The organism is Brevundimonas aurantiaca (assembly GCF_904830995.1).
GTDB classification, from domain to species: Bacteria; Pseudomonadota; Alphaproteobacteria; order Caulobacterales; family Caulobacteraceae; genus Brevundimonas; species Brevundimonas aurantiaca.
Genome location: NZ_CAJGVD010000001.1, coordinates 2,007,472 through 2,033,491, shown reverse-complemented (window position 1 = coordinate 2,033,491; position 26,020 = coordinate 2,007,472). Strand labels below are relative to the sequence as shown.

Below are 26,020 nucleotides of genomic sequence, written 5' to 3'. Positions count from 1 at the left end.
GCCCATCTAGGGACAATGCAGATTTTCACCATCGGATATGAGGGGGCGACCCAGGCGGAGGTGATCGGGCGGCTGAAGGGCGCCGGGGTCGATCTGCTGATCGACGTCCGGGCGGTCGCCGCCTCGCGCCGCGCCGGCTTTTCCAAGACGGTCCTGGGCGAAAGCCTGAAGGCCGAGGGGATCGACTATCTGCATCTGCGGGGGCTGGGCACGCCCAAGGCCGGTCGCGACGCGGCCCGCAAGGGCCATGTCGCCGAGATGCGCGCGATTTTCGCCGACCATCTGGCCGAGCCCCAGGCCCAGTTGGAGTACGCCCGGCTGAAGGATCTGGCGGGTGAGAAGCGCGTGGCCCTGCTGTGTTTCGAGGCCGATCACGCGGGATGCCACCGCGCGGTGTTGGCCGAGCGGCTGGCGGAGGAGGACGGGGCGACGGTGGTCAATCTGTAGGGGTGGTGGCGAGGCCCACCTTCCCCCGCTTGCGGGGGAAGCGTCAGGTCATGGCGCGAAGCGACACGCCCGACGATGGGGGGCGTTTTTCCTCTGAAACAAGACTCCCCTCTCCGACCCTGGTTCGCTTCGCGAACGCCGGGGATGGTCTCTCCCGCAAGCGGGAGAGGGTCTTTTGCTTTACGGCCGGCCCACCAGGTCGTCGACCGAGCCGCTGGTCACCGGGTGATACAGGGGCCGGGCCTCGGCGTAGATGCGGCGGGCGATGGAACGACCCCAGTCGCCCTCGTTCCACAGGGTCTGGAACAGGGGCAGGACGAATTTGCGCCGGCCCTGGCTGGTCAGGAACCGCTCCGCCGTGGCGACCGACGGCTGATAGCGGTGGGCCAGGGCGATCTGCAGCCAGGCGAAGGTCAGTTCGCTGTTGCCCTCGTTCGCCAGGTTCAGGGTCCGTTCCAGATCGGCCAGCTGGGCCTCGGTCAGCCAGTCGGCGCCGGCGCGCAGGCCGTCGGGCCGCCAGCCCAGGAAACGCTGGCGCTGCTGAGTGTTCCATTCGCCCCAGGGGATGGCCGAGGCCGGGCCCCTGTCCTTGAAGAAGGCGATCGCCGCCGCATCGACCGGGGCGAAGGCGTTCGAGACAGGGGCGACGGCGTTGGATGGTAGGCCGGGCTGATAGACCCAGGCATCCAGCTGAAGCTGGGATTCCAGGGCCGCGTCCCCCTTCACCAGATGGGAGCGGATGTCGTCCAGGAACATGGCCGTGGTCATGGGGCGATAGGCGTTGCGGTCGAAATAGCCGCGCAGCCAGGCGTCGAACCGATCCCGGCCCACGGTGCGTTCGACGGTGCGCAGGAACAGGGCGCCCTTCTCATAGGCGATGTCGTTCATGCCGTCGTCGGGGTCGCGGCCCTTCAGGTCCAGATGCAGGCGGGTGTCGGCCGCAGGCAGGGACTTCAGCGTGTCCTGAAGGCTGTCCCAGCCCAGGACCTGCTCCTGCATGGCGCGGTCATGGCCATAGACCGACTCCATGATCCGGTTCTCGAAATAGACGGTGAAGCCCTCGTTCAGCCAGAAGTCGTTCCAGGTGGCGTTGGTCACCAGATTGCCGGACCAGGAGTGGGCCAGTTCGTGCGCCACCAGCGAGACCAGCGACCGGTCCCCGGCGATGATGGTCGGGGTGGCGAAGGTCAGCTTGGGGTTCTCCATCCCGCCGAACGGGAAGGAGGGCGGCAGGACCAGGAGGTCGTAGCGGCCCCAGCGATAGGGGCCGTAGAGCTTTTCGGCCGCGTCCACCATTTCGGCGGTCGGCTCCAGCTCATGGGCGGCGGCGCGCAGGCGGCTGGGCTCGGTCCAGACCCCGGTGCGTTCGTCGAAGGGGGCGAAGGCGATGTCGCCGACGCCGATGGCGATCAGATAGGGCGGGATCGGATTGTCCATCCGGAAGCGCCAGGTCTTCATGCCGTCGGCGGCGGGCTCGCCGTTCGGCGTCAGATGGTCGGCGCTCATGACCACGGTCAGGTCTTCGGGCGCGGTGACCCGGGCCGAATAGGTCTGGCGAATGCCGGGGCTGTCCTGGGTCGGCACCCAGGTGCGGGTCAGGATGGCCTGGCCCTGGCTGAACAGATAGGGCTTCTGTCCGCCCGCCGTCTGGCTGGGCGACAGCCATTGCAGGGCCGCCGCATCGGGCCGGGTCGAATAGCGGACGGTGATCTTGCGCCGTTCGTTGGGCGCGAAGGCCGGGAAATAGACGGTCAGGGGCTGGCCCTTGATGGCGTCATTGTCGCCGACGACGTAACGCAGCGGCTGACCCGAGGCGTCGCGCACGTCCTGAATGTCCAGATTGCGGATGTCGAGCACGATCTCGTTGGCGCCGGGGACGGCCAGGATGTCCAGGGTCGCCGTGCCCGACAGGGTCTTGGCCTCGAAGTTCGCGGTCAGGTCCAGGGCCACATCGACGACGCGGGCGATCTCGGGACGGGCGTAGGTGTGGCTGTCGACGGCGTCCGGGCCGGGGGCGGGCGCGACGGCCGGCGGCGCCAGGGCCGCGCTTCCGGTCGTGGTCGAACAGGCCGAAAGGCCCAGGGCCGAGGCGAGTGCGAGGGCGGAGACGAGGCCGAAGGCTTTGCGCGTCATCGAGGCTTTCCGGATCAGATCATGAGCTTGGCCCGGAGAACGCGCGGAAACGGCGAAAAGATCAAGCCTCGCTCCAGAGCATTCGGCAGCGCAGTGGGACCGGTCAACGCCCCTGCGCCCCGAGAGACGGGTTCGTCACAACGGGCACGGCGAGGGTCACAACGGACACGACCAGGCCGTGCCGGTTCGGCAAGGGCTTGCCCGCCTGCGGCCGTGAAGCCGCAGATTGATCGACGGTCTGGACATGGAGCCGAAAGGCCGAGGCGCGTTCGGTCCCGTCGTGTTCTCCGTGGCCCTCGCCGTGCGCGTTGTGACGAAGGCCATCCAGGGCCGCGCCTTTTTCAAGCCCGATGGCTTCAGCCTTGTGGTGCGGGCGGCTGGTGATGGGCCCGGAACAGCCGGCCCCGCTCGGCGAACAGGACCAGGGCCAGGGCCGTCAGGCCGAAGACGGTGAAGCCCAGGGACATGGGCACGGTCGTGCCGTTGAACTGCTGACCCACGGCGAAGCCCAGCAGGGAGCCGAAGACGGTGGAGATGAAGCCCTGGATCGAGGCGGCCGTGCCGGCGATATGGCCCATGGTCTCCATGGCCATGGCGCCGAAGTTCCCGGCGATCAGGCCGAAACAGAACATGGTCAGGGTCTGGAGGACGGCGAAGGTGATCAGGGTTTCATGGCCGCTGAGGGCCACCGCCGCATGGACCGCCGAGACGGTGGTGAAGCCGATCAGGGCGGTATGGGAGATCTTGCGCGAGCCCAGCCGCACCACCAGTCGGGCGTTGACCAGGGAGGCGACCGCTATGCCGCCCGCGATCAGGGCGAAGACGGCGGGGAAGGCGGCCTCGGCGTCGAAGACGTCGGCGAAGATCTGCTGCGAGGAGTTGATGAAGCCGAACAGGGCGCCGGTGATGGCCGTCATGGCCAGGGTGTAGCCCAGGGCGGTGCGGTCGGTCAGGGCGGTGCGATAGGCCGAGGTCAGGCGTTTGACCTGGATCGGCAGACGATCCTCCGGCTTCAGGGTCTCGGGCAGGCGTAAGGATGCCCAGACGATCAGACCGACGCCGATCAGACCCAGGCCGGCGAAGATCCAGCGCCACGGCCCGACCAGCATGATCAGTTGCCCCAGGGACGGCGCCAGGATCGGCACGCCCAGGAAGACCAGGAAGCTGAACGACATGACACGCGCCATGGTGCGCCCCTCATAGCGGTCGCGCACGATGGAGACGGCCAGCACGCGGGTGCAGGCGCTGCCCAGCCCCTGGCCGATCCGCGCCAGGATCAGGGTCTCGAAGGTCGGGGCCAGGGTCGCCAGCAGGCTGAACATCACATAGACGCCGACGCCGAACAGCAGCACCGACTTGCGTCCGAACCGGTCTGCGACCGGACCATAGATCAGCTGCGCCGCGCCAAAGCCCAGAAGATAGGCGGTCACCACCCACTGACGGCTGTTTTCGTTCGCCACGCCCAGGTCGGCGCCTATGGCGGGCAGGGCGGGCAGCATGGAATCGATCGCCAGGGCGTTCAGCGCCATCATCAGGGCGATCAGACAGACGAACTCGACGAATCCGGGTTCTCTTCTGGCGGGGGCTGACGCGGCGGAAACGGACATCCGGGCCAGATGCCCCGCCGCGCCGCGAACCGCAACCAGTCGCCGGCTATAAATTGCTGCAATGCAGCGAAATCGAGGTTGAACGCCGGGCGCCTCGCCAATGTCATGAAGCTTCGCTAGAGGAAGTCATGACAGAACAGATGACAGCACAGGCGGCGCTGGACCGCCTCGAAACCCTCTACACCCAATCCGTGACCAACCTGCGCGACGCCGTGCGGGATTTCGTCAACACCGGCGCCCGGCCCGATCCGGTCAAACGCGCCGAAGGGGTGTTCGCCTATCCCGAACTTCGCATCCGCTGGGACGGGGATCGCCCCCAGGACCTGGAGCCGCGCGCCTATGCCCGGCTGGCCAAACAGGGAACCTATTCCACCACCGTCACCCGCCCCGACCTGTTCCGCCCCTATCTGACCGAACAGCTGGGCCTGCTGGAACAGGAGTACGGCGCGACCTTCGAGGTCGGGATTTCGAACCAGGAAATCCCCTTCCCCTATGTGACCGACGGACTGGAGGTGGCGCTGGACCGGTCGATGACGGCGGCCCTGGCGCGCTGGTTCCCGACCACGGACCTGGCCCACATCGGCGACGAGATCGCCGATGGTTTGTTCGACATGGGCGGCGACTTCCCCCTGTCGCATTTCGACGGCCTGCGGACCGACTTCTCCCTGGCGCGGCTGAGACACTACACCGGAACCCCGGTGGACGACGTCCAGTCCTATGTCCTGTTCACCAACTACAACCGCTACGTCGACGAGTTCGTGCGCTGGGCCATCGAACAGCTGCAGACGCCGGGCACCCCCTATCAGACCCTGTCCTGCGCCGGCGGGGTGGTGATCACGCGCGACACCCCCAATCCCGAGACGGCGATCAGCGATACGGCCTGGAAGAAGCACCAGATGCCGGCCTATCACCTGACGGCGCCGGGCCACCAAGGAGTGACCCTGGTCAATATCGGCGTCGGCCCGTCCAACGCCAAGACGATCACCGACCACCTCGCCGTCACCCGCCCGCACGTCTGGCTGATGATCGGCCACTGCGGGGGCCTGCGCGCCAGCCAGTCGATCGGCGACTATGTCCTGGCCCACGCCTATCTGCGCGACGATCATGTGCTTGACGCGGTCCTGCCGCCGGACATTCCGATCCCCTCGATCGCCGAGGTCCAGCGCGCCCTGTACGACGCCACCAAGTCGGTCAGCGGCATGCCCGGCGACGAGGTCAAGCTGCGCCTGCGCACCGGAACCGTCGTCACCACCGACGACCGGAACTGGGAGCTGCGCTATTCCAAGTCGGCCCTTCGCTTCAACCAGAGCCGCGCCGTCGCCATCGACATGGAAAGCGCCACCATCGCCGCGCAAGGCTACCGGTTCCGGGTGCCCTACGGCACCCTGCTGTGCGTCTCGGACAAGCCGCTGCACGGCGAGATCAAACTGCCGGGCCAGGCCAACCGCTTCTACGAAGGCTCGATCTCGGAACATCTGCAGATCGGCATCCAGGCGGTCGGCCTGATGCGGGACGAGGGACCGAAACTCCACTCCCGCAAGCTCCGCGCCTTCGACGAGCCGCCGTTCCGTTAAGAGGGGCGCGATAGACCCTCTCCCGCTTGCGGGGGAGGTGGCCCGGCGTTCGCGCTGCGAATCAGGGTCGGAGGGGGAAGTTTCTCTTGAAAAGAAGACTTCCCCCATCGTCAGCCGTCTCGCTGCGCTCGACGAGCTGACACTTCCCCCGCAAGCGGGGGAAGGTCTGTTCGCTGTCGCAGATCAAGAAAGCGCTTTACAATGCAAAGCGCATTGTGCATCCTGTGATCATCGGATTTCAGGAGGAGTTCGCCATGACGCGCGACACGCAGACGATCCAAGACGACATCGCCTATATGCGGGCTTTGGCTCACGAAGGTCGGCACGCGCCCCTGCTGGCGGGCCCCATACTGGTGGCTGCGGCCATCATCTTCGGAGGCGCCAGCCTGGGGCAGTGGGCGCTCAAGACCGACTTGATCGCGCTGAATCCCTGGGCGGCGCTCTGGCTTTGGATCGGTTCGGCCCTGGTCTTCGCGGCCGCCCTGGTCGTGCTGATCGGGCGGATGAAGGGACGCCCCGGCTATAATTCGTCGGGCAATCGGGCGGTGGGCGCGGCCTGGTCCGGCGTGGGCTTCGGCATCTTCGTCACCTGGTTGGCCCTCACCGCCCTGTCGGTGAAGAGTGGAAGCTGGGCCTGGATGGCGGTCATGCCGACGGTGGTTCTGACGGCCTATGGATCGGCCTGGATGGTCGCGGCGGCCATGACGCGCGTGCGGTGGATGAGCGTCACGGCCCTGATGTCCTACGTCGGCGCCGTCGCCGTCGCCTGGTTTGCGGACAGTCCGGCCATCTATCTGGTCTATGCCCTGGTCCTGGCCGCCGTCGCCCTGGTCCCCGGTCTGATCCTGATGCGGCAGGAACCGTCGGAGATCGTCTGATGGCCGATGACTTCGACATCAGCCGGATCGACGACGTCATCCACGGGCGGATCCGGCTGGGGATCATGGCCTATCTGTCCGGTGCGGACACAGCCGACTTCAACACCTTGAAGACCCGGCTGCAGACGACCGACGGCAATCTGTCGGTCCATCTGAGGAAGCTGGAGGAGGCGGGTTTCGTCGCCGTGACCAAGAGCTTCATCGGCCGCAAGCCCCTGACCCAGGCCCGTCTGACCGAAGACGGCCGCGCCGCCTTCGTCGCCTATCTGGACGCCATGGCGGGGCTGCTTCCGGCGCGCTAGAAGCGGTGCATGAGCGACCGTCTCCACGCCTTCGAGGCCATCGACAACTTCCGCGACTATGGCGACTACGCCACGGCGGCCGGGCGACGCATCCGCCCCGGCCGCCTGCTGCGTTCGGGCCATCACGCACGGGCCAGCGAGGCCGATCTGGAGCGGCTGAAGGGGTTCGGCCTGGGGGCGGTGGTCGATCTGCGCCGACCGGGCGAAAGGCGCGACCAGCCCTCGCGACGGCATGACGGTTTCGACGCCCTGGTGATCGAGGGCGGGATCGACGACGGGGCCGAGGCGCCCCACATCACCTTCCTGAAAACGGCGGACCTGACGCCGGATTCGGGTCGGCGTTTCATGACCCAGACCTATCGCAGCCTGCCGTTCGACGCCGCCCACATCGACGTTTTCGGCCGCTATTTCCAAGCCCTGGGACAGATGGGGGGCGATCAGGACCGACCCGTGCTGATCCACTGCGCGGCGGGCAAGGACCGGACCGGCTTTCTCGCCGCCTTGACGCATCATCTGCTGGGCGTCCACCACGACGACCTGATCGAGGACTATCTGCTGACCAATACGGCCGTCGATCTGGTCGGTCGCGCCCCCGCCATTGCCCGGCGTCTGCACGAGATGACCGGCCGTGTCGCCTCCGACGACGCGGTGGTGGCCTTCCTCGGGGTGGAGGCCGCCTATCTGGACGCCGCCTTCGCCGAGGTCGAGGCGCGATACGGATCCCTGGACGCCTATCTGGAACAGGCCCTGGGCGTCGACGCCGCTCTGCGCGCCCGAATCGAGGCGCGGCTGTCGGCGTGAACGGCGCCCTGACCCATGTGGTCGTCCGCGATCATCCGTGGACGGACCCCTTGGCTGTCGCGGCCGGGATCGGTGGGACGGACGGCGCCCTGGCCCTGCTGTCGGACGGCGGTCCCGGCGGCCGCTGGTCCCATGTGGCGACGGCGCCGGATCGGGTTCATGTGGGCGGGGTCGAAGCCGATCTGTTCGACCCCCTGCGCGATCCGGCCTGGAGCGCAGGGACGGTGGGACTGGCCGCCTATGACGCGGGCGCGCGACCGGCGACCGGCGAGCGGCCCCTGGTGTGGCCCGACCTGATCCTGGCCCGCTATCCGGCCATGCTGAGCTTTGACCATCATCAGCGGCGTGTTCGCGCCGTCGGCCGGGGGGCGACGGCGGCGCAGGCCGAGGCGGCGGCCGTTCAGGCGTCGAAATGGCGGGCGGCGGCGGTCACGCCTGCGACTCCCGACGCTCCGGCCGAGACCTTTGCGGCCGAGGCGCCGGACCAGGCCTATCGCGACGCCGTGGCCGAGGTGGTCGCCCGGATCGCGGCCGGTGAACTGTTTCAGGCCAATATCGCCCGCGCCTGGGGCGGCGCGCTGAAGCCAAAGGCCGATCCGTTCGACGTCTTCCTGCGGCTGCAACAGGGGCGCGCCTCGCCCTACGGCGCCTTCTGGCGGATCGGGGACCGGGCCCTGGTGTCCAATTCGCCTGAGCTCTTCCTGGCCTTGGACGGCGAGGCCCGGCGCATCGAGGCGCGGCCGATCAAGGGCACGCGCGCCCGGTCGGCCGACCCGCTCGAGGACGCGGCCCTGGCCGCCGCGCTTCAGGCCAGCGCCAAGGACCGGGCCGAAAACCTGATGATCGTCGATCTGATGCGCAACGACCTGGCCCGCGCCTCGCGCGTCGGCTCGGTCGCGGTCGAACGGCTGTTCGCGATCGAGAGCCATCCGACCGTCCACCATCTGGTCTCGACCGTGGTCGGCCGGGCCGAGCCGGGGGTGACGCCGGCCGACCTGCTGGAGGCGACCTTCCCGCCCGGCTCGATCACCGGGGCGCCCAAACACCAGGCCATGAAGGTGATCGCCGAATATGAGCCGCCGCGCGGCGCCTGGTGCGGGTCGCTGTTCATTCTGGAAGACGGCGGGGGGCTGACCGCCTCGGTCCTGATCCGCACCGCCGCGTTCGAGCGCCGGGACGAGTGTTGGACCTTCCGCACCCTGGCCGGCGCCGGAATCGTCGCCGACAGCGACCCTCAGTCCGAACTTGCCGAGACCGAAACAAAGATCGCCGCCCTTAGACAGGCTCTGACGGGTCAGCAGTCCGTACAGGCGATCTGCGTCACCTCGCGCGGATTCAGATAGGCGCGGCGGGTGAAGCTGGCGGACGGCAGGAAGCGCTGGAACGGCGAGGCGTAGGTGTAGCGGGCCTCGGCGATGATGATCGACGACCCGACCGGCAGGAGATCAGCGGGAATGTCGGCGTCCGCGACGGTGAGTCGGCCGCTGAGGGCCCCACTCCCGCCCGAGGCCGCCCAGCTGCGGCTCCAGTTCACCGTATATTTGGTCGTCGTGTCCCGGCTGACGCTGCTGACCCTCTGTTCCAGCGAGGCCGGGGCGAAGGGCGCCATGATGGAGGGGCCCACCAAAAAGACGTTGTCGATGTCGGCCTTGGTGATGTCGCGGGACTGGGCGGTCAAATCCGCGACCGAAGCGGCCACATGGCTGGTGCGACGCACAGCCATATAGCCCTGACACAGATCGACCATGCCTGCATAGAACAGGATCATGACCGGGGCGATCAGGGCGAATTCGACCGCAGAGACCCCGGTCTCGTCGCGCGCCAGCCTGCGCATCAGGGACCGGCGCATCAGAAGGGCTCGTTGCGGAAGGCGGTGGTGGCGGAGATCATGATCTGTCCGGGCCCCGCGGCGCTCACGGACTGGGTCAGGGCGGGCACGATCATCGGCTGTTTGTACCAGACACGCGCGACGACCAGATTCTGGGCCGCGCCGGGGTCGTAGCCGGTCTTGGACAGGTCCAGGACGCCGTTCTCGTCCTTGGGCGGGTCGATATTGTCGGAGAATTTGGCGACGACCCGGACATCGACGGTGGCGCGGGCGGCGCAGTCGCTCTTGAACACGCTCATCTGATCGCAGAAGGCCTGTTTGAACCCGGCCTGATCCAGACCCTTGGCCTGGGCCTCGCCGGTTCGGATTTCGCGGCTGACGGTCAACAGGGCGTTTTCGGCGACGGCGTCGGTGATGAAGACCAGACCCAGCTGGAAGATCGAGAACAGCAGAAGAAAGAAGGGGGTGGCGACCAGGGCGAACTCCACCGCCGCCGCGCCTTCACGGTGACCGGCGGAGCCGCGACGGGGAGAACGATCCAGCGCCGCCATGGATCAGGGCGCCGAGGCCGGGCCGGTCGCGGCGGCGCCGGCGCGCAGGCTGGGGGCGCAGGAGGCGCCGCAGGTCATTTCCGTGGCCTGGGCCCCGCGCCAGACCCGAACCGATCCGGTCGATCCGCCGGTAACCACGATCTCGCGCTGGAACAGGGTGCGGCCCACGCCGTCGACCGCCACCACCTCGGTCACCCCATAGCCCTTTCCGACGATGAACAGGGTGTTGGCGTCCACCACGGTGACGTCGGCGATCTGAGGATTGGCGACGATGACCGAGGCGGCGGCGCCCCGCAGCTGGACGCGCGCGGAGCGGTCGATCTCGACATTGAGCGCGCCGTTCGGGCTCTGCGCCTGGGCGGGCAGGCCGGCCAGGGCGAGGACGGCGGTGATGACGGCGATGGAAAGGCGGGGCATCGGCGGCTCTGAAACAAGGGCGCGCATCAGCGCGGACGCGCGCATGATGGCCCAGGCTTCCTCAACAAAGGCTGAAGTTCGTCGATCCGGGATTTTCTGTGGTGAATCCGCAGGTAACTAAAAACCGTGACCTGGCCTTAACGCCTCTTGGTCATTCTAACCGTGCGTTTTGGGGGTCAAGCGGGCTACCGGCTCCCCCCGCCAAGTTGCTCGCTAGACATATACACAAGGGAACTCACCATGACCAAGTTCATCTCGCGTTTCGCTAAGGACGAATCCGGCGCCACCGCCATCGAATACGGCCTGATCGCCGCTCTGATCGCCGTCGTGATCATCACCGTGCTCGGCACCATCGGCACCAACCTTAACACCAAGCTTCAAGCCGTCTCCGACGGCCTGGAAGGCAAGAAGTCCTAAGACGCCTCAACGTCTTGAAGCCTGGGAAGGGCCGGAGCGCACGCTCCGGCCCTTCTTCTTTGTGGCGCGGCAACCCGGCCTTAATCCGCCCGTGCCAGCATGGGGTCATGGACCTTCTGAGCCTTCCCTTCCTGGCCGTCTTTCCGATCCTGATGGTGGCCACGGGTCTGCACGACCTGGCCACGATGCGGATTCCGAACTGGATCTCCCTGGCCCTGCTGGCCGCCTTCTTTCCGGCGGCCCTGCTCGTCGGCCTGACCCTGCCTGAGATCGCCGTCCATCTGGGCGTCGGCTTCGCCGCCCTGATCCTCGGCATGGCTCTGTTCGCCCTGAACTGGATCGGGGGCGGGGACGCCAAGGCCCTGGCTGCGGCCTGCCTGTGGTTGGGGTTCGGCGATCTGGGGCCGCTGCTCCTGTGGATCGCCCTGGCCGGCGGCGGCTTCTGCCTCCTGCTGATCCTCGCCCGCCAATACTATCCTCTGCTGTCTCCGCTCCCGCCGCGCCTTCCGTGGGTCGCCCGCCTGCTGGAGCCCAAGGGCGATATTCCCTATGGCGTCGCCATCGCCATCGGCGCCCTGATGACCTTTCCCGAGGGCGACATGGTCGTTCGCGCCTTGGCGGTTTCTTGAGGTTGCGCAAGCGGGCGTCGCTTAGGAAGCGTTAACTCTCGGGCCTCATGATCGTTAACGGTAGGGGGCGAGGATCATGTCCGGCTCGCCGCGCCTGCCGGAGATCGTCTGGATGAAGCCCGCCCGCATCGTCGTCCTTTGCATCGCCGCCGTGTCCGCACTGGGCCTGGCTCTGGTCGTGCGCGCCATGGGGCAGGGCGAGCCCGCCGCGCCGGCCGCCGCCGCGCCTGTCGAGGCGCGCCCCATGGCCAAGATTTTGGTCGCTGCCCGCGATCTGGAGCCCGGCAAACGCCTGACCGACAGCGACCTGTCCTGGAAGGACTGGCCGGTCGATCAGTTGAACCCCGCCTTCATCAGCGACGGCTCCGTCCCGCTTCCCGCCGCCGCCGACAAGCCGGCCGAGGCCAAGCCCGCTGATGAAAAGGCCGTCGCCGACAAGACCGCCGGCGCGGTTCAGCGGGTCGGCGAGGCCGCCGGCCGCCTGGTCGGGACCGGAGTCAAGTCCGACTATGTCGGCTCGGTCGTGCGCGAACCCATTCTCGCCGGAGAGCCGATCGTGGCGCGCAAGATCGTGCGCGCGGGCGACAGCGGCTATCTGGCGGCCTATCTGGAGCCCGGCATGCGCGCCATGGCCATTGCGGTCACGGTGGAATCGGCCGCCGGCGGCTTCATCCTGCCCGGCGACCGGGTCGACGTCGTCCTGACCGCCCAGAAGGAGACTCCTTCCGGGGCGGTGGAGGGCGGCGGCTCGGGCTCCAAATATTCGTCGGCCACAGTGATGCAGAACGTCAAGGTCCTGGCCATCGACCAGTCCACCCGCGTCGGCGACGACGCCCAGGCCGTGGTCGGGGCGACCGCCACCCTGGAGGTCCGCCCCCAAGACGCCGTGCTTCTGGCCCAGGCCAAGTCCGAGGGCGAACTGTCCCTGTCGCTGCGCTCCTACGCCGATACGGCGGGGCCGTCCGGCGCGACCCGCGCGCCCCAGGCGGCGGTCCTGACGCGCAACGTGCGGGTCTATCGCGGCGGGACGCCTGAAACCGTGGTGACGCCGTGAGAGCCTCGATCCTGTCCAAGGCCGTCCTGATCACGGTCGCCGCCGCCGGCCTGGTCCTGGCGCCGGCCGCCGGAACTGCCCAGACGCGTGCCGCCGTGTCGATGGGGACGGCGCCGCGGCTGATCAACCTGCCGCGCGGCACCTCCTTCGCCGTGGATCTGCCGGCCGACGCCCGTGACGTGATCGTCTCCAATCCGCAGGTGGCCGAGGCCATGCTGCATTCGCCGCGCCGGATCACCGTGATCGGGATCGCGCCGGGTGAGACCGACGCCGTCTTCCTGGACGCCGCCGGCCGCACCATTCTGAGCCTGCGCGTCCGGGTCGATGCGGGCGTCAGCGCCCTGCAGGACACGCTCAGCCGCGTGGCCCCCGGCGGCGGCATCCACGCCGAGGCCGTCAACGACAGCGTCATACTGACCGGAACGGCGGACAGCCCGGCCCAGGCGGCCCAGGCGGCCCAGGTCGCCCGCGCCTTCGTTTCGGCCCCGGAAAAGGTGATCAATATGATCAGCGTCTCCGGCTCGGACCAGGTGACGCTGAAGGTGCGCGTGGTCGAGGTGCAGCGCAGCAGCCTGAAGCAACTGGGTTTCAACGCCGACATCCTGAAGGGCTCGGGCATCCACTCCTACGGCTTCAGTCGCCCCAACACCTATGGGGTGAACGGGGCGGCGGTCGGAGGCGGGGGGTTGTGTTACAATCAGACCGGCGGTCGGACGACGAACGGGACCAGCACGGTCTCCAGCGGCAGTCAGACGAGCGCCGGCTCGAACGCCAGCGCCTCCCAGACCTGGACGGGCGCCCCCTTCCCGACAACGGTTACGGTCACCGACGTCAACGGCAATCTGGTTCAGGTCCCTGGAACGGCCCTGGCCCAGGCGTCGACCGGCTCCTCGAGCGCGGCCTCGGTCTCGAACGCCATCCAGGATATCGCCTCCACCGCCTTCCGCACCATGACGGGCACGAACGCCACCGGCTGTCTGGAGGCGTTCGAGCGGGTCGGTCTGGCCCGGACCCTGGCCGAGCCCAATCTGACGTCGGTGAACGGCGAATCCGCAAACTTCCTGGCCGGGGGCGAGTTTCCCCTGCCGACCGGGCGGGATCGGGACGGCAACATCACCGTGACCTATAAGCCCTACGGCGTGGGCCTGGCCTTCCGGCCCATCGTCCTGTCGGGCGGCCGCATCTCGCTTCAGGTCAAGGTCGAGGTGTCCGAACTGACCGAACAGGGCGGGTTCACCATCGGCGCCGGCACGGCCTCGTCCATCACCCTGCCGGGCCTGACCGTCCGACGCAGCGAAAACACGGTTGAACTGCCGTCAGGCGGCGCGATGATGATCGCCGGCCTGTTGCAGGAAAGCACGAGGCAGGCGGTCGATTCCCTGCCCGGCATGACCAATCTGCCGGTGCTGGGCTCCCTGTTCCGCTCGCGCGACTATCTGAACGGCGAGACCGAGCTGGTCGTCATCGTCGAGCCCTATATCGTCAGTCCCACCTCGCCGGATCGGATGCAGACCCCTGCCGACGGCCTGCGGATCGCCACGGATTCCCAGACCATCCTGTTCGGACAGCTGAACCAGGTCTATGGCGCGCCCGCTCCCGGACCGGCCGGTTCAGGCGCCGCTTGGCAGGGCGCCGTCGGCTATGTGATCGAGTGAGCTCATGACCCGTCTCTCGTTCTTGCCTCTCGCCCTGTTGGCCGGCGCGGCGCTCGGTCTCTCCGCCTGCGTCGGCGGCCCAGGCAGCCTGGGCGGTGAACCGCCCCTGACGCCGACCTCCCGCTATGCGCTCCAGGTGGAGACCGGCCTGGACCGGATCGCCCTCGCCGTTCACGACGACGGCCTTTCGGCCAATCAGAACGCCGCCCTAGCCGCCCTGGTCGAACGGTTCGCCGCCGTCGGCGCCGGTTCTATCACGATCGAGGCGCCGGCCGGGGACGATCCGGTCGCCGCCCAGACCGCCTACGCCGTGCGCGACGCCCTGACGCGCCTCGGTGTGGGTGGAGACCGGCTTCGCATCGTCGGCTATGACGGACCCAATCCGCGCGCGCCGGTCCTGGTCGGTTTCGAAACCGTCCAGGCGGCCGTGCCCCGCTGCGGAACGGCCTGGGGCAATCTGAGCCGGACCGGGGACAACAGGTCCTCGTCCAACTTCGGCTGCGCGGTCAACGCCAATCTGGCGGCCCAGATCGCCGACCCGCGCGACATTGCAGGGCCGCGCGCCATGACCCCCGCCTCGGCCGGGCGGCGCACGGTGGTGTTCGACAAATACGCCGCCGGCGAGCAGACCGCCGCACCCCAGGAGACGCTGGTGGAGAGCGCGCGCATTTCGACGGCGGTGGACTGAGCCTGATGAACCCCGCCGCGCCTCGCCCCTTCGACGCCCTGGACGACGGTTTCGACGTCGACATGGACTTTTCCGAGCCGTCCGCCTTCCCGACCTCGGACGCCCGATCGGCCGCCTTCCTGAGCGCCGGCCCCCATCCGGGCCAGCCGGCGCCCTCCGGCGGGGGTTCGCCCCAGGCCCCCGCGTCCTCAAGCTTCAATCCTGTCGGCGAGATGGTGGCCAGGGCGCAGTCGACGCTTGCGCCCGCGCCTGCGGCGACGCCCCATTCGGCGCCCGCTCTGGCGCCCATGATGTCGGCCGAGACCAGCCTGGCGCCCGTCGGCGCCATAGGCGAGGTGTCGGTGCCCCGCATCGCCATCCATGTTTTCGCCGAACGTCAGGACACCCTGGCCGCAGCCGAGCGCGCGGCCCAGGACCGGCGCCTGTCGCGCGCCACCACCCAGATCCGCATCGGCGGGGTCATGGGGGCGGTCGAGACCTATCGCCATGAGCCGACCCCGCCCCTGATCATCGTCGAATGCCTGAAGGACCCCCAGACCCTGCTGTGGGAGGTGGATCAGCTGGCCGAGGTCTGCGACACCGGCACCAAGGTGGTGGTGATCGGGGCGACCAACGACATCCTTCTGTTCCGCGAACTGATGCGGCGCGGCGTCAGCGAATATCTGGTCGCCCCCCTTCAGCCCCTGCAGCTGATCGCGGCGATCGGCGGCCTGTTCAACGATCCGGCCCAGCCCTTCGTCGGCCGCTCCATCGCCTTCGTCGGCGCGCGGGGCGGGGCGGGCGCCTCGGCCGTGGCGCACAACACCGCCTATGCGATCTCTGAGCGGATCGGCGCCAACACCGTCATCGTCGACTACGACCTGCCGTTCGGCACGGCCGGGCTGGACTTCAACCAGGATCCGCTGAACGGGGTGGTCGACGCCTTGGGCCAGCCGGACCGTCTGGATGCGACCCTGCTGGACCGGATGATGGTCCGCTGCACCGACAAGCTGAGCCTGTTCGCGGCCCCGGCGACCCTGGACACCGACTGGGACATCTCCACCGAGGCGTTTGAAGAGGTCACGACGCGTATCCGCGCCACCGCCCCCTTCGTCATCCTGGACCTGCCGCATCTTTGGTCGCCGTGGATGCGCCGCACCCTGATCAGCGCCGACGAGGTGGTAGTGGTGGCGACCCCCGATCTGGCGGCGCTGCGCAACGCCAAGAACATGATCGACCTGGTCCGTCAGGGCCGGCCCAACGACGCTCCGCCGCGTCTGGTGCTGAACCAGGTCGGCGTGCCCGGCCGGCCGGAAATTCCGGCCAAGGATTTCGGCGCCGCCCTGGGCGTGCATCCCAGCCTGATCATCCCGTTCGACGCCAAGACCTTCGGGGCGGCGGCCAACAACGGCCAGATGATCCTGGACGCCGGCGCCAAGACCAAGGCGGCCGAAGCCTTCCAGACCCTGGCCCAGATCGTCTCGCGCCGAGAGCTGCCGGCTGCGGCCGTAGGCAAGCCCGTCAAGGCGGCGCGACCCGCCGAGGAGGACAGGGCGTCCAAATCCCTCTTCGGCTCTCTGTTCAAGAAACGCTGACGGATGTTCGGCAAACGCACAGGTCAACCCGGCGTCGGCGCGGCGCCCCTGCGCGAGGCGCCCTCTGCCGCGCCGCCCGCCGCCACGGGTTTTGACGCGCCCCTGCGTCAGCCGACGCCCGGCGTCCAGACCGAGGCCTTCGCCTTCGGCGGACCTGACGATCTGACTGCGGCGGCCGGTTTCGGCGAGATGGACCCGGTCGGGGCGGCCCCGCCCAAGCCGGACCGGCTGGACGCCCTGGCGGCCCGACCTTCATCCCCGTCCGAGGCGCCCCCGCCCCCGTCGGGGGGCAAGGCTGCAGGGCCCCGGCCGACCGCCGGTTTCGAACAGTTGAAGAAGGCCCAGGCGGTCGCCGAGATCGTCCGGGAACAGAGCGACTATTATCACGCCACGAAGACCACCATCTTCAATGCGTTGATGAACACCATCGATCTGGCCAACCTAGCTCAGCTCGACAACAAGACGGCGTCGGAAGAGATCCGCGACATCGTCGCCGAACTGGTGGCGATCAAGAACGTCTCCATGTCGGTGGCCGAGCAGGAGCACCTGGTCCAGGACATCGTCAATGACGTCCTGGGCTATGGCCCGCTGGAGCCGCTGCTGGCGCGCGACGACATCGCCGACATCATGGTCAACGGCGCCGGCCGGGTCTTCATCGAAGTGGGGGGCAAGGTCCAGCTGACCAATGTCCGCTTCCGCGACAACGCCCAGCTGATGAACATCTGCCAGCGGATCGTCTCTCAGGTCGGTCGCCGCGTCGATGAATCCAGCCCCATCTGCGACGCTCGCCTGCCCGACGGCTCGCGCGTCAACGTCATCGCTCCGCCCCTGGCGATCGACGGACCGACCCTGACGATCCGCAAGTTCAAGAAGGACAAGCTGACGATGAAGAATCTGGTGGAGTACGCCTCCATCAGTCCCGAGGGGGCGCGCGTCCTCGGCGTCATCGGCGCTTCACGATGCAATCTGGTCATCTCGGGCGGCACCGGCTCGGGCAAGACGACGCTGCTGAACACCCTGACGGCCTTCATCGACCCGACCGAGCGGGTCATCACCTGCGAGGACGCGGCCGAACTTCAGCTGCAGCAGCCGCACGTCGTGCGCCTGGAGACCCGGCCCCCCAACCTGGAGGGCCAGGGCCAGATCACCATGCGGGACCTGGTCAAGAACTGTCTGCGGATGCGGCCCGAGCGGATCATCGTCGGCGAGGTGCGCGGGCCCGAGGCCTTCGACCTGCTCCAGGCCATGAACACCGGCCACGACGGCTCGATGGGCACGCTGCACGCCAACTCCCCGCGCGAAGCCATCAGCCGGATGGAGTCGATGATCACCATGGGCGGCTACGGCCTGCCGTCCAGGACCATCCGCGAGATGATCGTCGGCTCGGTCGACGTCATCATCCAGGCCGCGCGCCTGCGCGACGGCTCGCGCCGCATCACCCACATCACCGAGGTGGTGGGTCTGGAGGGCGACGTGATCGTGACCCAGGATCTGTTCGTCTACGACATCACCGGCGAGGACGAGAACGGCAAGATCATCGGCCGCCACCGCTCCACCGGCATCGCCCGTCCCCGCTTCTGGGACCGCGCCCGCTACTATGGGCTGGAGCGCGAGCTGGCCGACGCCCTGGACGCGGCGGAGTAGGGGCATGCTGCCGATTCTCGCCGCTGTTCTGGCCTTCATCACCATCGGCGGCCTGGGCTGGGTCTTCGTCGGTGGAGACGATTCCTCGAGCCAGGCCCTGAAGCGGGCCAACAAGCTGGGCGAGACCAAGCGAAACGCCGCCACGGCGCGCAGGGCGGCGTCCGCGGCCAGTACGCCCGAGGCCCGCCGCAAACAGATCGCCGAACAGTTGAAAGAGGCCGATCGCCGCGAGCGCAAGGCCCGCGCCACCATGTCAGTGCGGCTGAAACAGGCGGGCCTGAGCATAGGCGTGCGGACCTTCTACATCGTCAGCGCCGTCGCCGGCGGGATCGCGGCCCTGCTGGGCCTGGTGTTCGGGCTGCACGTCATTCTGGCGCTCGGTCTGGGCGTGGGGGTGGCGCTGGGCCTGCCGCGCTGGATCGTCAGCTTCCTGGCCAAGGGCCGGATGAAGAAATTCTCCCTGGAGTTCCCCAACGCCGTCGACGTCATCGTGCGGGGCATCAAGTCCGGCCTGCCGGTCCACGAGTGTTTCAAGATCATCGCCCGCGAAAGCCCGGCGCCCCTGGGGCCCGAGTTCAAGCTGCTGGTCGAGGGCCTGGGGGTCGGCATGACGCTGGAACAGGGGCTGGAGCGGATGTACGAGCGCATGCCGTCGCCGGAGCTGCGCTTCTTCACCATCGTCATCGCCATCCAGCAGAAGACCGGCGGCAATCTGGCCGAGGCCCTGGGCAATCTGTCGGCGGTTCTGCGCGCCCGCCGGATGATGGCCGAAAAGGTCAAGGCCATGTCGTCCGAAGCCCTGGCTTCGGCCGGGATCATCGGCTCCCTGCCGCCGGCCGTCATGGCCATGGTGATGTTCACCAGTCCCGGCTACATGATGTCCCTGTTCACCGACATCCGCGGCAACGCCCTGTTGCTGCTGGCGGGGGTTCTGATGGGACTGGGCGTCTTCGTCATGAAGCGCATGATCTCGTTCAAGATCTGAGGCGGGGACATGGACGGTTTCATTCGCTTCATCACCGACCCGCAAAACCTGCTCAGCATAGGGGTGGGGGTGCTGGTCTTCGCCACCGTCCTGACCCTGCTGTCTTCCATGACCCGGGGCGTTCAGCTGGACAAGCGGATGAAGGCGGTTTCGGAGCGCCGCGACGACCTGAAGCGTCGCTCACGCGCTGCGATCCAGTCGGGCCAGGGCGCGCTGCGCCACAGCGATGACGAGGGCTTCAAGAAGCTGCTCGTCGACCGGCTGAACCTGACCAAGCTGCTGGAAGACCCGAAGGTCGCCGACCAGATGGCCCAAGCCGGCTATCGCGGTCCGCGTCCCTTGACCACCTTCTACTTCTTCCGCTTCGCCTCGCCCTTCCTGTTCCTGGCGGTGGCGGTCTTCTATCTGTTCGTGCTCAAGATCGTCGACTGGCCGACGATGAACAAGATCAGCGCCTGTATGGGCGCCGTGGTCGCCGGCTTCTATGCGCCGAACCTCTATGTGAAGAACCGCATCGCCAAACGCCGGGCCTCGATCATGCTGGCCTTTCCCGACGCCCTGGACCTGCTGCTGATCTGCGTCGAGGCGGGCATGTCGATCGAGGCGGCCGTCAACAAGGTCAGCCAGGAGATCGGCTCCTCCTCGATCGAACTGGCCGAGGAACTGTCCCTGCTGTCGGCCGAGCTCAGCTATCTGCCGGACCGCCGCATGGCCTATGAGAACCTGGGCCGGCGCACCAACCATCCAGGCGTCAAGTCGGTGGCGGTCGCCATGACCCAGGCCGAGACCTACGGCACCCCCCTGTCCTCGGCCCTGCGCGTCATGGCCAAGGAGAACCGCGAACTGCGCCTGTCGGCGGCGGAGAAGAAGGCTGCGGCCCTGCCGGCCCAGCTGACGGTGCCGATGATCCTGTTCTTCCTGCCGGTCCTGTTCATCGTCATCCTGGGCCCGGCGATCCTGAACATCATGGACACCATGGCCAAAGGCTGAAGCGTCAGCCTTCTGCGGCGGCCTTCAATCCGTCGACGATGGCCTGGTGCGCCTCGCGCAGGGCGTTTCTGTGCTTGTCGTGAAACAGTTCGCCGCGCAGGCCCGCGAATTTGTGGCCAGACGAGACGATGCAGCGCCCCTTCTCCAGCTCCTCGATGTCGATGTAGCGCAGGGTGCGGAACAGAAAGCCCCGGTTCTCGGTCCAGACCAGCCGCACATAGGGCCGCCATTCCGCAACCCGGGCCGCCGCCCGCCGCTCGCCCTGGCCGGGAAAGGCCTCGGTGATCGTCAGCTGGCCGCCAAAGGCGATGGCGCCCTCCACATCGGTCTCGTGCGGATTCCAGCGGTTCCAGCCGGGCAGGTCCGAGACCAGCTCCCAGAGCCGGTCAGAGGTCGCCTGCACCCCGGCGCGTCGTTCGATCTTGGCGTCTTCCATGGCGCCGATCTGACACGGCTGGCCGGCGGAAGGAAGACGTCTCAGTCGGGAACGACCCTCTTCAGCCGCCGCCCGTCGTCCAGCCCCAACCGCGTCTTGACCTCGAACAGGTCGGCGCCGGCCGGAATGATCAGCAGCTTCTTGGGCTGGGCCGTATTGACCGCGACCACGGCGCCCTTGGGACAGATGTCGAAACAGTCGGCGCTGGTGACGGTCAGCGCCCCCTTGCGCCCCTTCTTGCCCTTCTTCAGGTGCAGATATTTCCGCAGGGCCTTCTTCAGGGTCAGGTCCCCGTCCGGCCCGAAACCGCCGTCCAGCTTCTTGGAGCATTTGCGGCAGACCAGGACCACATCCTTCCACTCGGTCTTTGCGCTCTTGAACTCTTCGACGGCCATGATTCGAGTGTCGCCGAGCGATGGTCGTTGCACAAGCGGAATGGGTTCGTCGTCTCCTCCCCGCCTAGCGGGGAGGTGGCGCGGCGCTTCTTCAGCGCCGTGACGGAGGGGCTGCTGACCCGGACTCGGTGCGGCGGACAGGCCCCTCCACCGCTTCGCGATCCCTCCCCGCAGAGCGGGGAGGAGACGGATATGACTACAACCGCTCGAACACCGTCTCGATCACCCGGCGATAGACGGCCGTCAGCGCCTCCAGCTCCGCTGTCGGCACCCGTTCGTCGATCTGGTGCATGGTCTGGCCGACCAGGCCTAGCTCCAGCACCGGGCACAGGGCGCGGATGAAGCGGGCGTCGGAGGTGCCGCCGGTGGTCGAGGCTTCGGGGCGGCGGCCCAGCTCGGCCTCGACGGCGTCCTGCACGGCGCTGACGAAGGCGCCGGGTTCGGTCAGGAAGGCCTCGCCGGAACACAGGTGGTCCAGGGTGATCTGCAGCCCGGTCTCGGCCTGGATGGCCCCAGCCTCGCGGTTCAGCCATTCGATCAGAGCATCGCCCGTATGGCGGGGGTTGAAGCGGATGTTCAGCCGCGCCTTCGCCTCGGCCGGGATGATGTTGGTCGCCGGATTGCCGATGTCGATCGTGGTGATCTCCAGGTTCGACGGCGGGAAGCCTTCGTATCCGTCGTCCAGCACATGGTCGTTCAGCCGGCTCATCAGTCGGGCGATCACCGGGGCCGGATTGGCCGCCCGTTCGGGATAGGCGACGTGGCCCTGTTTGCCCGTGACGGTGATCCAGCTGTTCAGCGAGCCGCGCCGACCGACCTTGATCATGTCGCCCAGGTGCTGCGACGACGAGGGTTCGCCCACGATGCAGGCGTCGATCACCTCGCCCTCGGCCGCCAGGGTCTCGACCACCCGTTTGGTGCCGTGAAGCGCCGGGCCTTCCTCGTCGCCGGTGATCAGGAAGGAGAGGGAGCCCTTCGGTTCGCCCTCCGCCAGCACCTGGGACACGGCCGCGACCCAGGCGGCGATCCCGCCCTTCATGTCCACCGCGCCGCGTCCGTACAGGACGCCGTCCCTGACCTCGGCGGTGAAGGGTTGCGACGACCACTGTTCCGACGGCCCGGTCGGCACCACGTCCGTATGGCCGGCGAAGCACAGGTTGGGCGAGGCGGTTCCGCGCCGCGCATACAGGTTCTCGATCCGCGCATGGACCCCTTCGCCCCCCGGCCCCTCGAAGGCCAGGCGCCGGCAGTGGAAGCCCAGGGCCGTCAGATGCCGTTCCAGCACGTCCATGGCCCCCTCGTCGGCGGGGGTAACCGAGGGAATACGGATCAGGTCGCGGGTCAGTTCGACAGGATCGATCACAGGAGTTGATGCGCGGCTCATGCGCCTATGCTTTAGGGACATCGCGCAACGGCGAGAAGTCCCATGCCCAAGATCGACATCGACAGCGCGCCCAGAGGCGACGGCACGACCTATCCGGACGCGTTCGCCGGCCCCTGTCTGTCGCGCCGCCGCTGGAAGCTGGGCGATGCGGCGGGCCTGACCCAGTTCGGCGTCAACCTGCTGCGCCTGCCTGACGGCGCCTGGTCCAGCCAGCGCCACTGGCACGAGGCCGAAGACGAGTTCGTGATGGTGGTCGAGGGCGAGGTCGTCCTGGTCGAGGACGACGGCGAGACCGTGCTTCGCGCCGGCGACTGCGCCGGTTTCAAGGCCGGCGTCCCCAACGGCCACCGGATCGAGAACCGATCCGGCCGTGAGGCGGTTCTGCTCGAGGTCGGCACGCGCAGCCAAACTGTCACCCCTTGCGACTATCCCGACATCGACATGGTCCTGCCTGCGGGCGCGGACCGCTACTTCCACCGCGACGGTTCGCCCTATCCGAAGTTCCCCAGACGCACGTGAGCACAGAAACCCTCGACACCGCCCCCGCCGCCCCGCCGGTTCCGCCGCCTCCGCCCGAGGGACCGGACAGCCCCTGGGGCATCCGCGACTTTCGCCTTCTGTGGTTCGGCCGGGTGGTCGCGGTTCTGGCGATTCAGATCCAGTCCTCGGCCCTGTTGTGGCAGGGCTATGAGATCGCCCGGCGCGACCATCCGATCGAACAGGCCAGCCTGTATCTGGGCCCGGTCGGCCTGTGTCAGTTCCTGCCGCTTCTGGCCTTCACCCTGCCGGCGGGGGCCATGGCCGACCGGCGGGACAGGAAGCGCACGGTGTGGGTCTCCATCCTGGTCGAGGCGGCCTGCGCCGGATCCTTTCTGGCCATGGCGCTGCACGGAAACCCGCCCCTGTGGGGGCTTCTGGCGGTCGCGGCCCTGTTCGGCGCCGCGCGAGCCTTCCTGGCGCCGGCCAGCCAGGCCTTCCTGCCGATGGTGGTGGGCCGCAAGGCCCTGCCGCCGGCCATCGCCGCCCAGTCCATCGCCTTCCAGACCGGGGCCATCGCCGGTCCGGCCCTGGGCGGGGTGATCGTGGGCGTCAATGTGCCCCTGGCCTATGCGGTGTCGCTGGGCATGTTCCTCTTGGCCGTCGCCGCCTTCATTCTGATCCGCACCAGCGGCAAGCCGGCGCCCCAGGCCAATCCCCTGTCGCCGATCGACTCGGTCAAGGAGGGGCTGGCCTATGTGTGGAAGACCAAGATCGTGCTCGGCGCCATTTCGCTGGACCTGGTCGTGGTCCTGCTGGCGGGCGTCGCGCTTCTGACGCCGATCTTCGCCCGCGACATCCTTCATGTCGGACCCCAGGGCTTCGGCCTGCTGCGCGCGGCCTTCGGCGTCGGGGCCATGGGCATGGCCATCTATCTGAGCCGTTTCCCGATCCGGCGGAACGGCGGGCGCTGGATGTTCTCGGCCGTGGCGGTGTTCGGCCTGTGCACCCTGACCTTCGGCCTGTCCAAGATCGTCTGGCTGTCCGGCCTGGCCCTGCTGATCGGCGGGGCGGCGGACATGATCAGCGTCAATGTGCGCCAGACCCTGATCCAGCTGGCCACGCCCGACCATATGCGCGGCCGGGTCTCGTCGGTCTCCATGCTGTTCATAGGCGCCTCGAACGAACTGGGCGAGGCCTATTCCGGCGTCATGGTGCGAATGCTGGGCGCGGTCGGGGCGGCGGTGTTCGGCGGGCTCGGGGCCCTGGCGGCCACGGGCGCCTGGTCGGCGATGTTCCCGGGGCTGCGGAAGGCGGACAAGCTGACTTAACGACCGCGTCTCCTCCCCACGCAGTGGGGAGGGGGACCGCGAAGCGGTGGAGGGGCTCTTGAAGCCACACGGGCTTCTGTGGTGCGGAAAGAACCCCTCCGTCTCTCCGCGTCGCTCCGAGCCACCTCCCCGCGAAGCGGGGAGGAGACCTTAGCGCCGGCTCACCATCCCCTGAAATGCTTCGACAGCTTCAGGCCCTGGTTCTGATAGTGGCTGCCGCTTTCGCCATACAGCCGGCTGGGCCGTTCGGTCAGGGGCTCATAGACCAGGCGGGCGACGATCTGGCCGTGCTCGAGCAGGAACGGCGTATCGTGGGTGCGGACCTCCAGCACCCCCTTGGAGCCGGCGCCGTGCGCCTCATCCGTGCCGAAGCCAGGGTCGAAGAAGCCGGCGTAGTGGACGCGGAACTCGCCTACCGACGGGTCGATGGGGGTCATTTCGGCGGCCTGATCGACCGGAATTTCGACGTCGTCGGACGAGGCCAGGATGTAGAACTCGCCCGGATCCAGCAGCAGTTCGCCGCGACGCAGGGTCAGCGGCTCCCAGAAGTCGCGCGGGTCGTGGCCGTCGATATGGTCCAGATCCACCACCCCGGCGTGGCGGCGCCCGCGGAAGCCGACGATGTCGCCGCCCTGCAGATCGACGCCGACCGAGCGGGTCTCCAGCTTGGGCGGATCGCCGGCCTTCAGCCTGAGTTGGTTCAGCCGGGTGCCGGGTCGCACCAGGATGGAGAAGGTCTGGGGCGCGACCTCCATATAGAGGGGGCCGTCATAGCCCTCGGCCACATCGTCGAAACTGGCGCCCTGGTCGGTCAGCAGGCGCACGAAGACGTCCACCCGGCCGGTCGAGGACTTGGGATTGGCCCGGGCGATCAGCCCCTTGGGCAGGTTCAGCCGCTCCTGAAGGCGCACGATGTAGACGCAGCCCTTTTCCAGCACGACGCCGGCGTCGGTGATCTCGATCCGGTGCATGGCCACGTCGGCGATCCGTTCCTCGACCTTGCGCCGGCCGGGCAGGAAGGAGGCGCGCACGCGCCAGGCCTGGTCCGAAAGTCGCAGATCCAGGCTGGCGGGCTGAACCTGGTCATGATCGAAGGGGGTGTCGGACGTGATGGCGCCGGCGGCGATCAGGGTCTCGATGGACTGGGCGGGCAGGATGCCGGGACGGGGCGCTTGGAAGGCGTTCATGGCGTCAGTCTCACACGGTTTTCGCGACCTGTCGCCAAGTCGCGCTTGCGGCCCGCGCGCGGCGGGGCGAGCATATAGCCCATGCACGATGGTCCTGCCTATACCGCCGAAACGAACGGCATACTGATCCGGGTCCGGCCCTCCTATCTGGCGGGCCAGTCGGACCCGGACGAGGGTCGCTGGGTCTGGGCCTATCAGGTCGAGATCGTGAACCTGAGCGGGACGACGGTCCAGCTGATGGCCCGCCGCTGGACCATCACCGACGGCCACGGCCATGTCGAGGAGGTGCGCGGGCCGGGCGTGGTGGGCGAACAGCCGGTCATTGAGCCGGGCGGCAGCTATGCCTACGCCTCGGGTTGTCCCCTGCCGACCGACAGCGGGTCCATGGTCGGGGCCTATTATATGACCGACGCCGAGGGGCGCAGTTTCGAGGTCGAGATCCCGGCCTTCTCGCTGGATACACCCGGTGCAAGACGGGTGTTGAACTGAGCGAAAGCGGATGGGGCTGCGTCAACCCGGATGAACCGCAGCCCCGCCCCCTAGAGTCTCGCCGGCCGCTTGCGCGACCGGCGAGGGGGAGGTCGGCTCCATAAGGAGCATCTGTGACGCGGGCATGACCCGCTTCATTTTAGTGCG

Annotated in this window: 27 protein-coding genes; 18 read left to right on the top strand and 9 right to left on the bottom strand. The window is 68.1% G+C overall.

Going from position 1 to position 26,020, the window contains the following annotated elements:
• The first annotated feature begins 15 nt into the window (after positions 1-15).
• Positions 16-447: a DUF488 domain-containing protein gene (locus JMT67_RS10040; protein ID WP_182713891.1), complete on the top strand. Its 432-nt coding sequence runs from the start codon at positions 16-18 to the stop codon at positions 445-447.
• Positions 448-627: 180 nt separating this feature from the next.
• On the opposite strand, the gene JMT67_RS10035 is transcribed toward JMT67_RS10040, so the two are convergent.
• Positions 628-2,580 carry a M1 family metallopeptidase gene (locus JMT67_RS10035; protein ID WP_201463375.1) on the bottom strand — a complete coding sequence of 651 codons (1,953 nt, stop codon included), beginning with the start codon at positions 2,578-2,580 and terminating at the stop codon, positions 628-630.
• Between the two features lie 356 nt (positions 2,581-2,936).
• Positions 2,937-4,187, bottom strand: a complete 1,251-nt coding sequence (locus tag JMT67_RS10030; RefSeq protein WP_201463374.1) for a multidrug effflux MFS transporter — start codon at positions 4,185-4,187, stop codon at positions 2,937-2,939.
• Positions 4,188-4,315: 128 nt separating this feature from the next.
• Here JMT67_RS10030 and JMT67_RS10025 point away from each other — a divergent pair, with 128 nt between their 5' ends.
• From JMT67_RS10025 to JMT67_RS10005, 5 genes are all read left to right on the top strand, one after another.
• Positions 4,316-5,761, top strand: coding sequence for an AMP nucleosidase (locus JMT67_RS10025; RefSeq protein WP_201463373.1), 1,446 nt, complete (start codon positions 4,316-4,318; stop codon positions 5,759-5,761).
• Between the two features lie 254 nt (positions 5,762-6,015).
• The gene (locus JMT67_RS10020; protein ID WP_183216633.1) at positions 6,016-6,639 is read left to right on the top strand and encodes a hypothetical protein; all 624 of its coding nucleotides are present in this window, start codon (positions 6,016-6,018) and stop codon (positions 6,637-6,639) included.
• Positions 6,639-6,941: a winged helix-turn-helix domain-containing protein gene (locus tag JMT67_RS10015; RefSeq protein WP_201463371.1), complete on the top strand. Its 303-nt coding sequence runs from the start codon at positions 6,639-6,641 to the stop codon at positions 6,939-6,941. The genes JMT67_RS10020 and JMT67_RS10015 overlap by 1 nt, the downstream gene beginning before the upstream one ends.
• Before the next feature lie 9 nt (positions 6,942-6,950).
• Positions 6,951-7,742, top strand: a complete 792-nt coding sequence (locus JMT67_RS10010) for a tyrosine-protein phosphatase (protein WP_201463370.1) — start codon at positions 6,951-6,953, stop codon at positions 7,740-7,742.
• Positions 7,739-9,085, top strand: a complete 1,347-nt coding sequence (locus tag JMT67_RS10005; RefSeq protein ID WP_201463369.1) for an anthranilate synthase component I family protein — start codon at positions 7,739-7,741, stop codon at positions 9,083-9,085. The genes JMT67_RS10010 and JMT67_RS10005 overlap by 4 nt, the downstream gene beginning before the upstream one ends.
• Here the strand turns inward: JMT67_RS10005 and JMT67_RS10000 are convergent.
• From JMT67_RS10000 to JMT67_RS09990, 3 genes are read right to left on the bottom strand one after another with little or no spacing between them, the layout of a single operon-like run.
• Complete coding sequence (locus JMT67_RS10000) at positions 9,037-9,591, bottom strand: TadE/TadG family type IV pilus assembly protein (protein ID WP_054764243.1); 555 nt, start codon at positions 9,589-9,591, stop codon at positions 9,037-9,039. The genes JMT67_RS10005 and JMT67_RS10000 overlap by 49 nt on opposite strands.
• Positions 9,591-10,121 carry a TadE/TadG family type IV pilus assembly protein gene (locus tag JMT67_RS09995; RefSeq protein WP_054764242.1) on the bottom strand — a complete coding sequence of 177 codons (531 nt, stop codon included), beginning with the start codon at positions 10,119-10,121 and terminating at the stop codon, positions 9,591-9,593. The genes JMT67_RS10000 and JMT67_RS09995 overlap by 1 nt, the downstream gene beginning before the upstream one ends.
• Before the next feature lie 3 nt (positions 10,122-10,124).
• Positions 10,125-10,538: a pilus assembly protein N-terminal domain-containing protein gene (locus JMT67_RS09990; protein ID WP_182713897.1), complete on the bottom strand. Its 414-nt coding sequence runs from the start codon at positions 10,536-10,538 to the stop codon at positions 10,125-10,127.
• Between the two features lie 240 nt (positions 10,539-10,778).
• Between JMT67_RS09990 and JMT67_RS09985 the strand changes: the two genes are divergently transcribed.
• From JMT67_RS09985 to JMT67_RS09945, 9 genes are all read left to right on the top strand, one after another.
• Positions 10,779-10,955, top strand: coding sequence for a Flp family type IVb pilin (locus JMT67_RS09985; protein ID WP_182713898.1), 177 nt, complete (start codon positions 10,779-10,781; stop codon positions 10,953-10,955).
• 107 nt (positions 10,956-11,062) lie between these two features.
• The gene (locus tag JMT67_RS09980) at positions 11,063-11,584 is read left to right on the top strand and encodes an A24 family peptidase (protein ID WP_201463368.1); all 522 of its coding nucleotides are present in this window, start codon (positions 11,063-11,065) and stop codon (positions 11,582-11,584) included.
• Positions 11,585-11,660: 76 nt separating this feature from the next.
• Positions 11,661-12,638, top strand: a complete 978-nt coding sequence (gene cpaB, locus JMT67_RS09975) for a Flp pilus assembly protein CpaB (RefSeq protein WP_233455853.1) — start codon at positions 11,661-11,663, stop codon at positions 12,636-12,638.
• A complete protein-coding gene (locus JMT67_RS09970; protein ID WP_054764239.1) occupies positions 12,635-14,293 on the top strand; it encodes a type II and III secretion system protein family protein in 1,659 nt (552 codons plus the stop codon). The genes cpaB and JMT67_RS09970 overlap by 4 nt, the downstream gene beginning before the upstream one ends.
• A gap of 4 nt (positions 14,294-14,297) precedes the next feature.
• Positions 14,298-14,981 carry a CpaD family pilus assembly protein gene (locus JMT67_RS09965; protein ID WP_201463367.1) on the top strand — a complete coding sequence of 228 codons (684 nt, stop codon included), beginning with the start codon at positions 14,298-14,300 and terminating at the stop codon, positions 14,979-14,981.
• A gap of 5 nt (positions 14,982-14,986) precedes the next feature.
• Positions 14,987-16,555, top strand: a complete 1,569-nt coding sequence (locus JMT67_RS09960) for an AAA family ATPase (protein WP_233455852.1) — start codon at positions 14,987-14,989, stop codon at positions 16,553-16,555.
• 189 nt (positions 16,556-16,744) lie between these two features.
• The gene (locus JMT67_RS09955; protein ID WP_054766766.1) at positions 16,745-18,199 is read left to right on the top strand and encodes a CpaF family protein; all 1,455 of its coding nucleotides are present in this window, start codon (positions 16,745-16,747) and stop codon (positions 18,197-18,199) included.
• 4 nt (positions 18,200-18,203) lie between these two features.
• Complete coding sequence (locus JMT67_RS09950) at positions 18,204-19,184, top strand: type II secretion system F family protein (RefSeq protein ID WP_183216647.1); 981 nt, start codon at positions 18,204-18,206, stop codon at positions 19,182-19,184.
• A 9-nt stretch (positions 19,185-19,193) separates the two neighbouring features.
• Positions 19,194-20,174 carry a type II secretion system F family protein gene (locus tag JMT67_RS09945; protein ID WP_054764235.1) on the top strand — a complete coding sequence of 327 codons (981 nt, stop codon included), beginning with the start codon at positions 19,194-19,196 and terminating at the stop codon, positions 20,172-20,174.
• 4 nt (positions 20,175-20,178) lie between these two features.
• Here JMT67_RS09945 and JMT67_RS09940 read toward each other — a convergent pair whose 3' ends face one another.
• From JMT67_RS09940 to dapE, 3 genes are all read right to left on the bottom strand, one after another.
• Complete coding sequence (locus tag JMT67_RS09940; RefSeq protein WP_054764234.1) at positions 20,179-20,610, bottom strand: SRPBCC domain-containing protein; 432 nt, start codon at positions 20,608-20,610, stop codon at positions 20,179-20,181.
• A gap of 41 nt (positions 20,611-20,651) precedes the next feature.
• Entirely contained in the window at positions 20,652-21,005 is a 354-nt protein-coding gene (locus JMT67_RS09935; RefSeq protein WP_201463366.1) for a hypothetical protein, read from the bottom strand.
• Positions 21,006-21,201: 196 nt separating this feature from the next.
• Positions 21,202-22,389, bottom strand: coding sequence for a succinyl-diaminopimelate desuccinylase (dapE, locus tag JMT67_RS09930; RefSeq protein ID WP_201463365.1), 1,188 nt, complete (start codon positions 22,387-22,389; stop codon positions 21,202-21,204).
• A gap of 42 nt (positions 22,390-22,431) precedes the next feature.
• On the opposite strand from dapE, the gene JMT67_RS09925 reads away from it, so the two are divergent.
• Positions 22,432-22,908: a cupin domain-containing protein gene (locus JMT67_RS09925; protein ID WP_201463364.1), complete on the top strand. Its 477-nt coding sequence runs from the start codon at positions 22,432-22,434 to the stop codon at positions 22,906-22,908.
• On the top strand, positions 22,905-24,197 hold the full coding sequence (locus JMT67_RS09920; protein WP_456061819.1) for an MFS transporter: 1,293 nt from the start codon (positions 22,905-22,907) through the stop codon (positions 24,195-24,197). Before JMT67_RS09925 ends, JMT67_RS09920 begins: the two co-directional genes overlap by 4 nt.
• A 161-nt stretch (positions 24,198-24,358) precedes the next feature.
• Here JMT67_RS09920 and JMT67_RS09915 read toward each other — a convergent pair whose 3' ends face one another.
• The gene (locus JMT67_RS09915; protein ID WP_201463363.1) at positions 24,359-25,384 is read right to left on the bottom strand and encodes a 2'-deoxycytidine 5'-triphosphate deaminase; all 1,026 of its coding nucleotides are present in this window, start codon (positions 25,382-25,384) and stop codon (positions 24,359-24,361) included.
• 81 nt (positions 25,385-25,465) lie between these two features.
• Here JMT67_RS09915 and apaG point away from each other — a divergent pair, with 81 nt between their 5' ends.
• Positions 25,466-25,873, top strand: a complete 408-nt coding sequence (apaG, locus tag JMT67_RS09910) for a Co2+/Mg2+ efflux protein ApaG (RefSeq protein ID WP_152949141.1) — start codon at positions 25,466-25,468, stop codon at positions 25,871-25,873.
• The last annotated feature ends 147 nt before the right edge of the window (positions 25,874-26,020 follow it).

Excerpts from the sequence above, each read along its gene's own strand:
- JMT67_RS10040 (WP_182713891.1), top strand. The coding sequence starts at position 16 with ATGCAGATTTTCACCATCGGATATGAGGGGGCGACCCAGGCGGAGGTG.
- JMT67_RS10035 (WP_201463375.1), bottom strand. The coding sequence starts at position 2,580 with ATGACGCGCAAAGCCTTCGGCCTCGTCTCCGCCCTCGCACTCGCCTCG.
- JMT67_RS10030 (WP_201463374.1), bottom strand. The coding sequence starts at position 4,187 with ATGTCCGTTTCCGCCGCGTCAGCCCCCGCCAGAAGAGAACCCGGATTC.
- JMT67_RS10025 (WP_201463373.1), top strand. The coding sequence starts at position 4,316 with ATGACAGAACAGATGACAGCACAGGCGGCGCTGGACCGCCTCGAAACC.
- JMT67_RS10020 (WP_183216633.1), top strand. The coding sequence starts at position 6,016 with ATGACGCGCGACACGCAGACGATCCAAGACGACATCGCCTATATGCGG.
- JMT67_RS10015 (WP_201463371.1), top strand. The coding sequence starts at position 6,639 with ATGGCCGATGACTTCGACATCAGCCGGATCGACGACGTCATCCACGGG.
- JMT67_RS10010 (WP_201463370.1), top strand. The coding sequence starts at position 6,951 with ATGAGCGACCGTCTCCACGCCTTCGAGGCCATCGACAACTTCCGCGAC.
- JMT67_RS10000 (WP_054764243.1), bottom strand. The coding sequence starts at position 9,591 with ATGCGCCGGTCCCTGATGCGCAGGCTGGCGCGCGACGAGACCGGGGTC.
- JMT67_RS09995 (WP_054764242.1), bottom strand. The coding sequence starts at position 10,121 with ATGGCGGCGCTGGATCGTTCTCCCCGTCGCGGCTCCGCCGGTCACCGT.
- JMT67_RS09990 (WP_182713897.1), bottom strand. The coding sequence starts at position 10,538 with ATGCCCCGCCTTTCCATCGCCGTCATCACCGCCGTCCTCGCCCTGGCC.
- JMT67_RS09985 (WP_182713898.1), top strand. The coding sequence starts at position 10,779 with ATGACCAAGTTCATCTCGCGTTTCGCTAAGGACGAATCCGGCGCCACC.
- JMT67_RS09980 (WP_201463368.1), top strand. The coding sequence starts at position 11,063 with ATGGACCTTCTGAGCCTTCCCTTCCTGGCCGTCTTTCCGATCCTGATG.
- cpaB (WP_233455853.1), top strand. The coding sequence starts at position 11,661 with ATGTCCGGCTCGCCGCGCCTGCCGGAGATCGTCTGGATGAAGCCCGCC.
- JMT67_RS09965 (WP_201463367.1), top strand. The coding sequence starts at position 14,298 with ATGACCCGTCTCTCGTTCTTGCCTCTCGCCCTGTTGGCCGGCGCGGCG.
- JMT67_RS09960 (WP_233455852.1), top strand. The coding sequence starts at position 14,987 with ATGAACCCCGCCGCGCCTCGCCCCTTCGACGCCCTGGACGACGGTTTC.
- JMT67_RS09955 (WP_054766766.1), top strand. The coding sequence starts at position 16,745 with ATGGACCCGGTCGGGGCGGCCCCGCCCAAGCCGGACCGGCTGGACGCC.
- JMT67_RS09950 (WP_183216647.1), top strand. The coding sequence starts at position 18,204 with ATGCTGCCGATTCTCGCCGCTGTTCTGGCCTTCATCACCATCGGCGGC.
- JMT67_RS09945 (WP_054764235.1), top strand. The coding sequence starts at position 19,194 with ATGGACGGTTTCATTCGCTTCATCACCGACCCGCAAAACCTGCTCAGC.
- JMT67_RS09940 (WP_054764234.1), bottom strand. The coding sequence starts at position 20,610 with ATGGAAGACGCCAAGATCGAACGACGCGCCGGGGTGCAGGCGACCTCT.
- JMT67_RS09935 (WP_201463366.1), bottom strand. The coding sequence starts at position 21,005 with ATGGCCGTCGAAGAGTTCAAGAGCGCAAAGACCGAGTGGAAGGATGTG.
- dapE (WP_201463365.1), bottom strand. The coding sequence starts at position 22,389 with ATGAGCCGCGCATCAACTCCTGTGATCGATCCTGTCGAACTGACCCGC.
- JMT67_RS09925 (WP_201463364.1), top strand. The coding sequence starts at position 22,432 with ATGCCCAAGATCGACATCGACAGCGCGCCCAGAGGCGACGGCACGACC.
- JMT67_RS09915 (WP_201463363.1), bottom strand. The coding sequence starts at position 25,384 with ATGAACGCCTTCCAAGCGCCCCGTCCCGGCATCCTGCCCGCCCAGTCC.
- apaG (WP_152949141.1), top strand. The coding sequence starts at position 25,466 with ATGCACGATGGTCCTGCCTATACCGCCGAAACGAACGGCATACTGATC.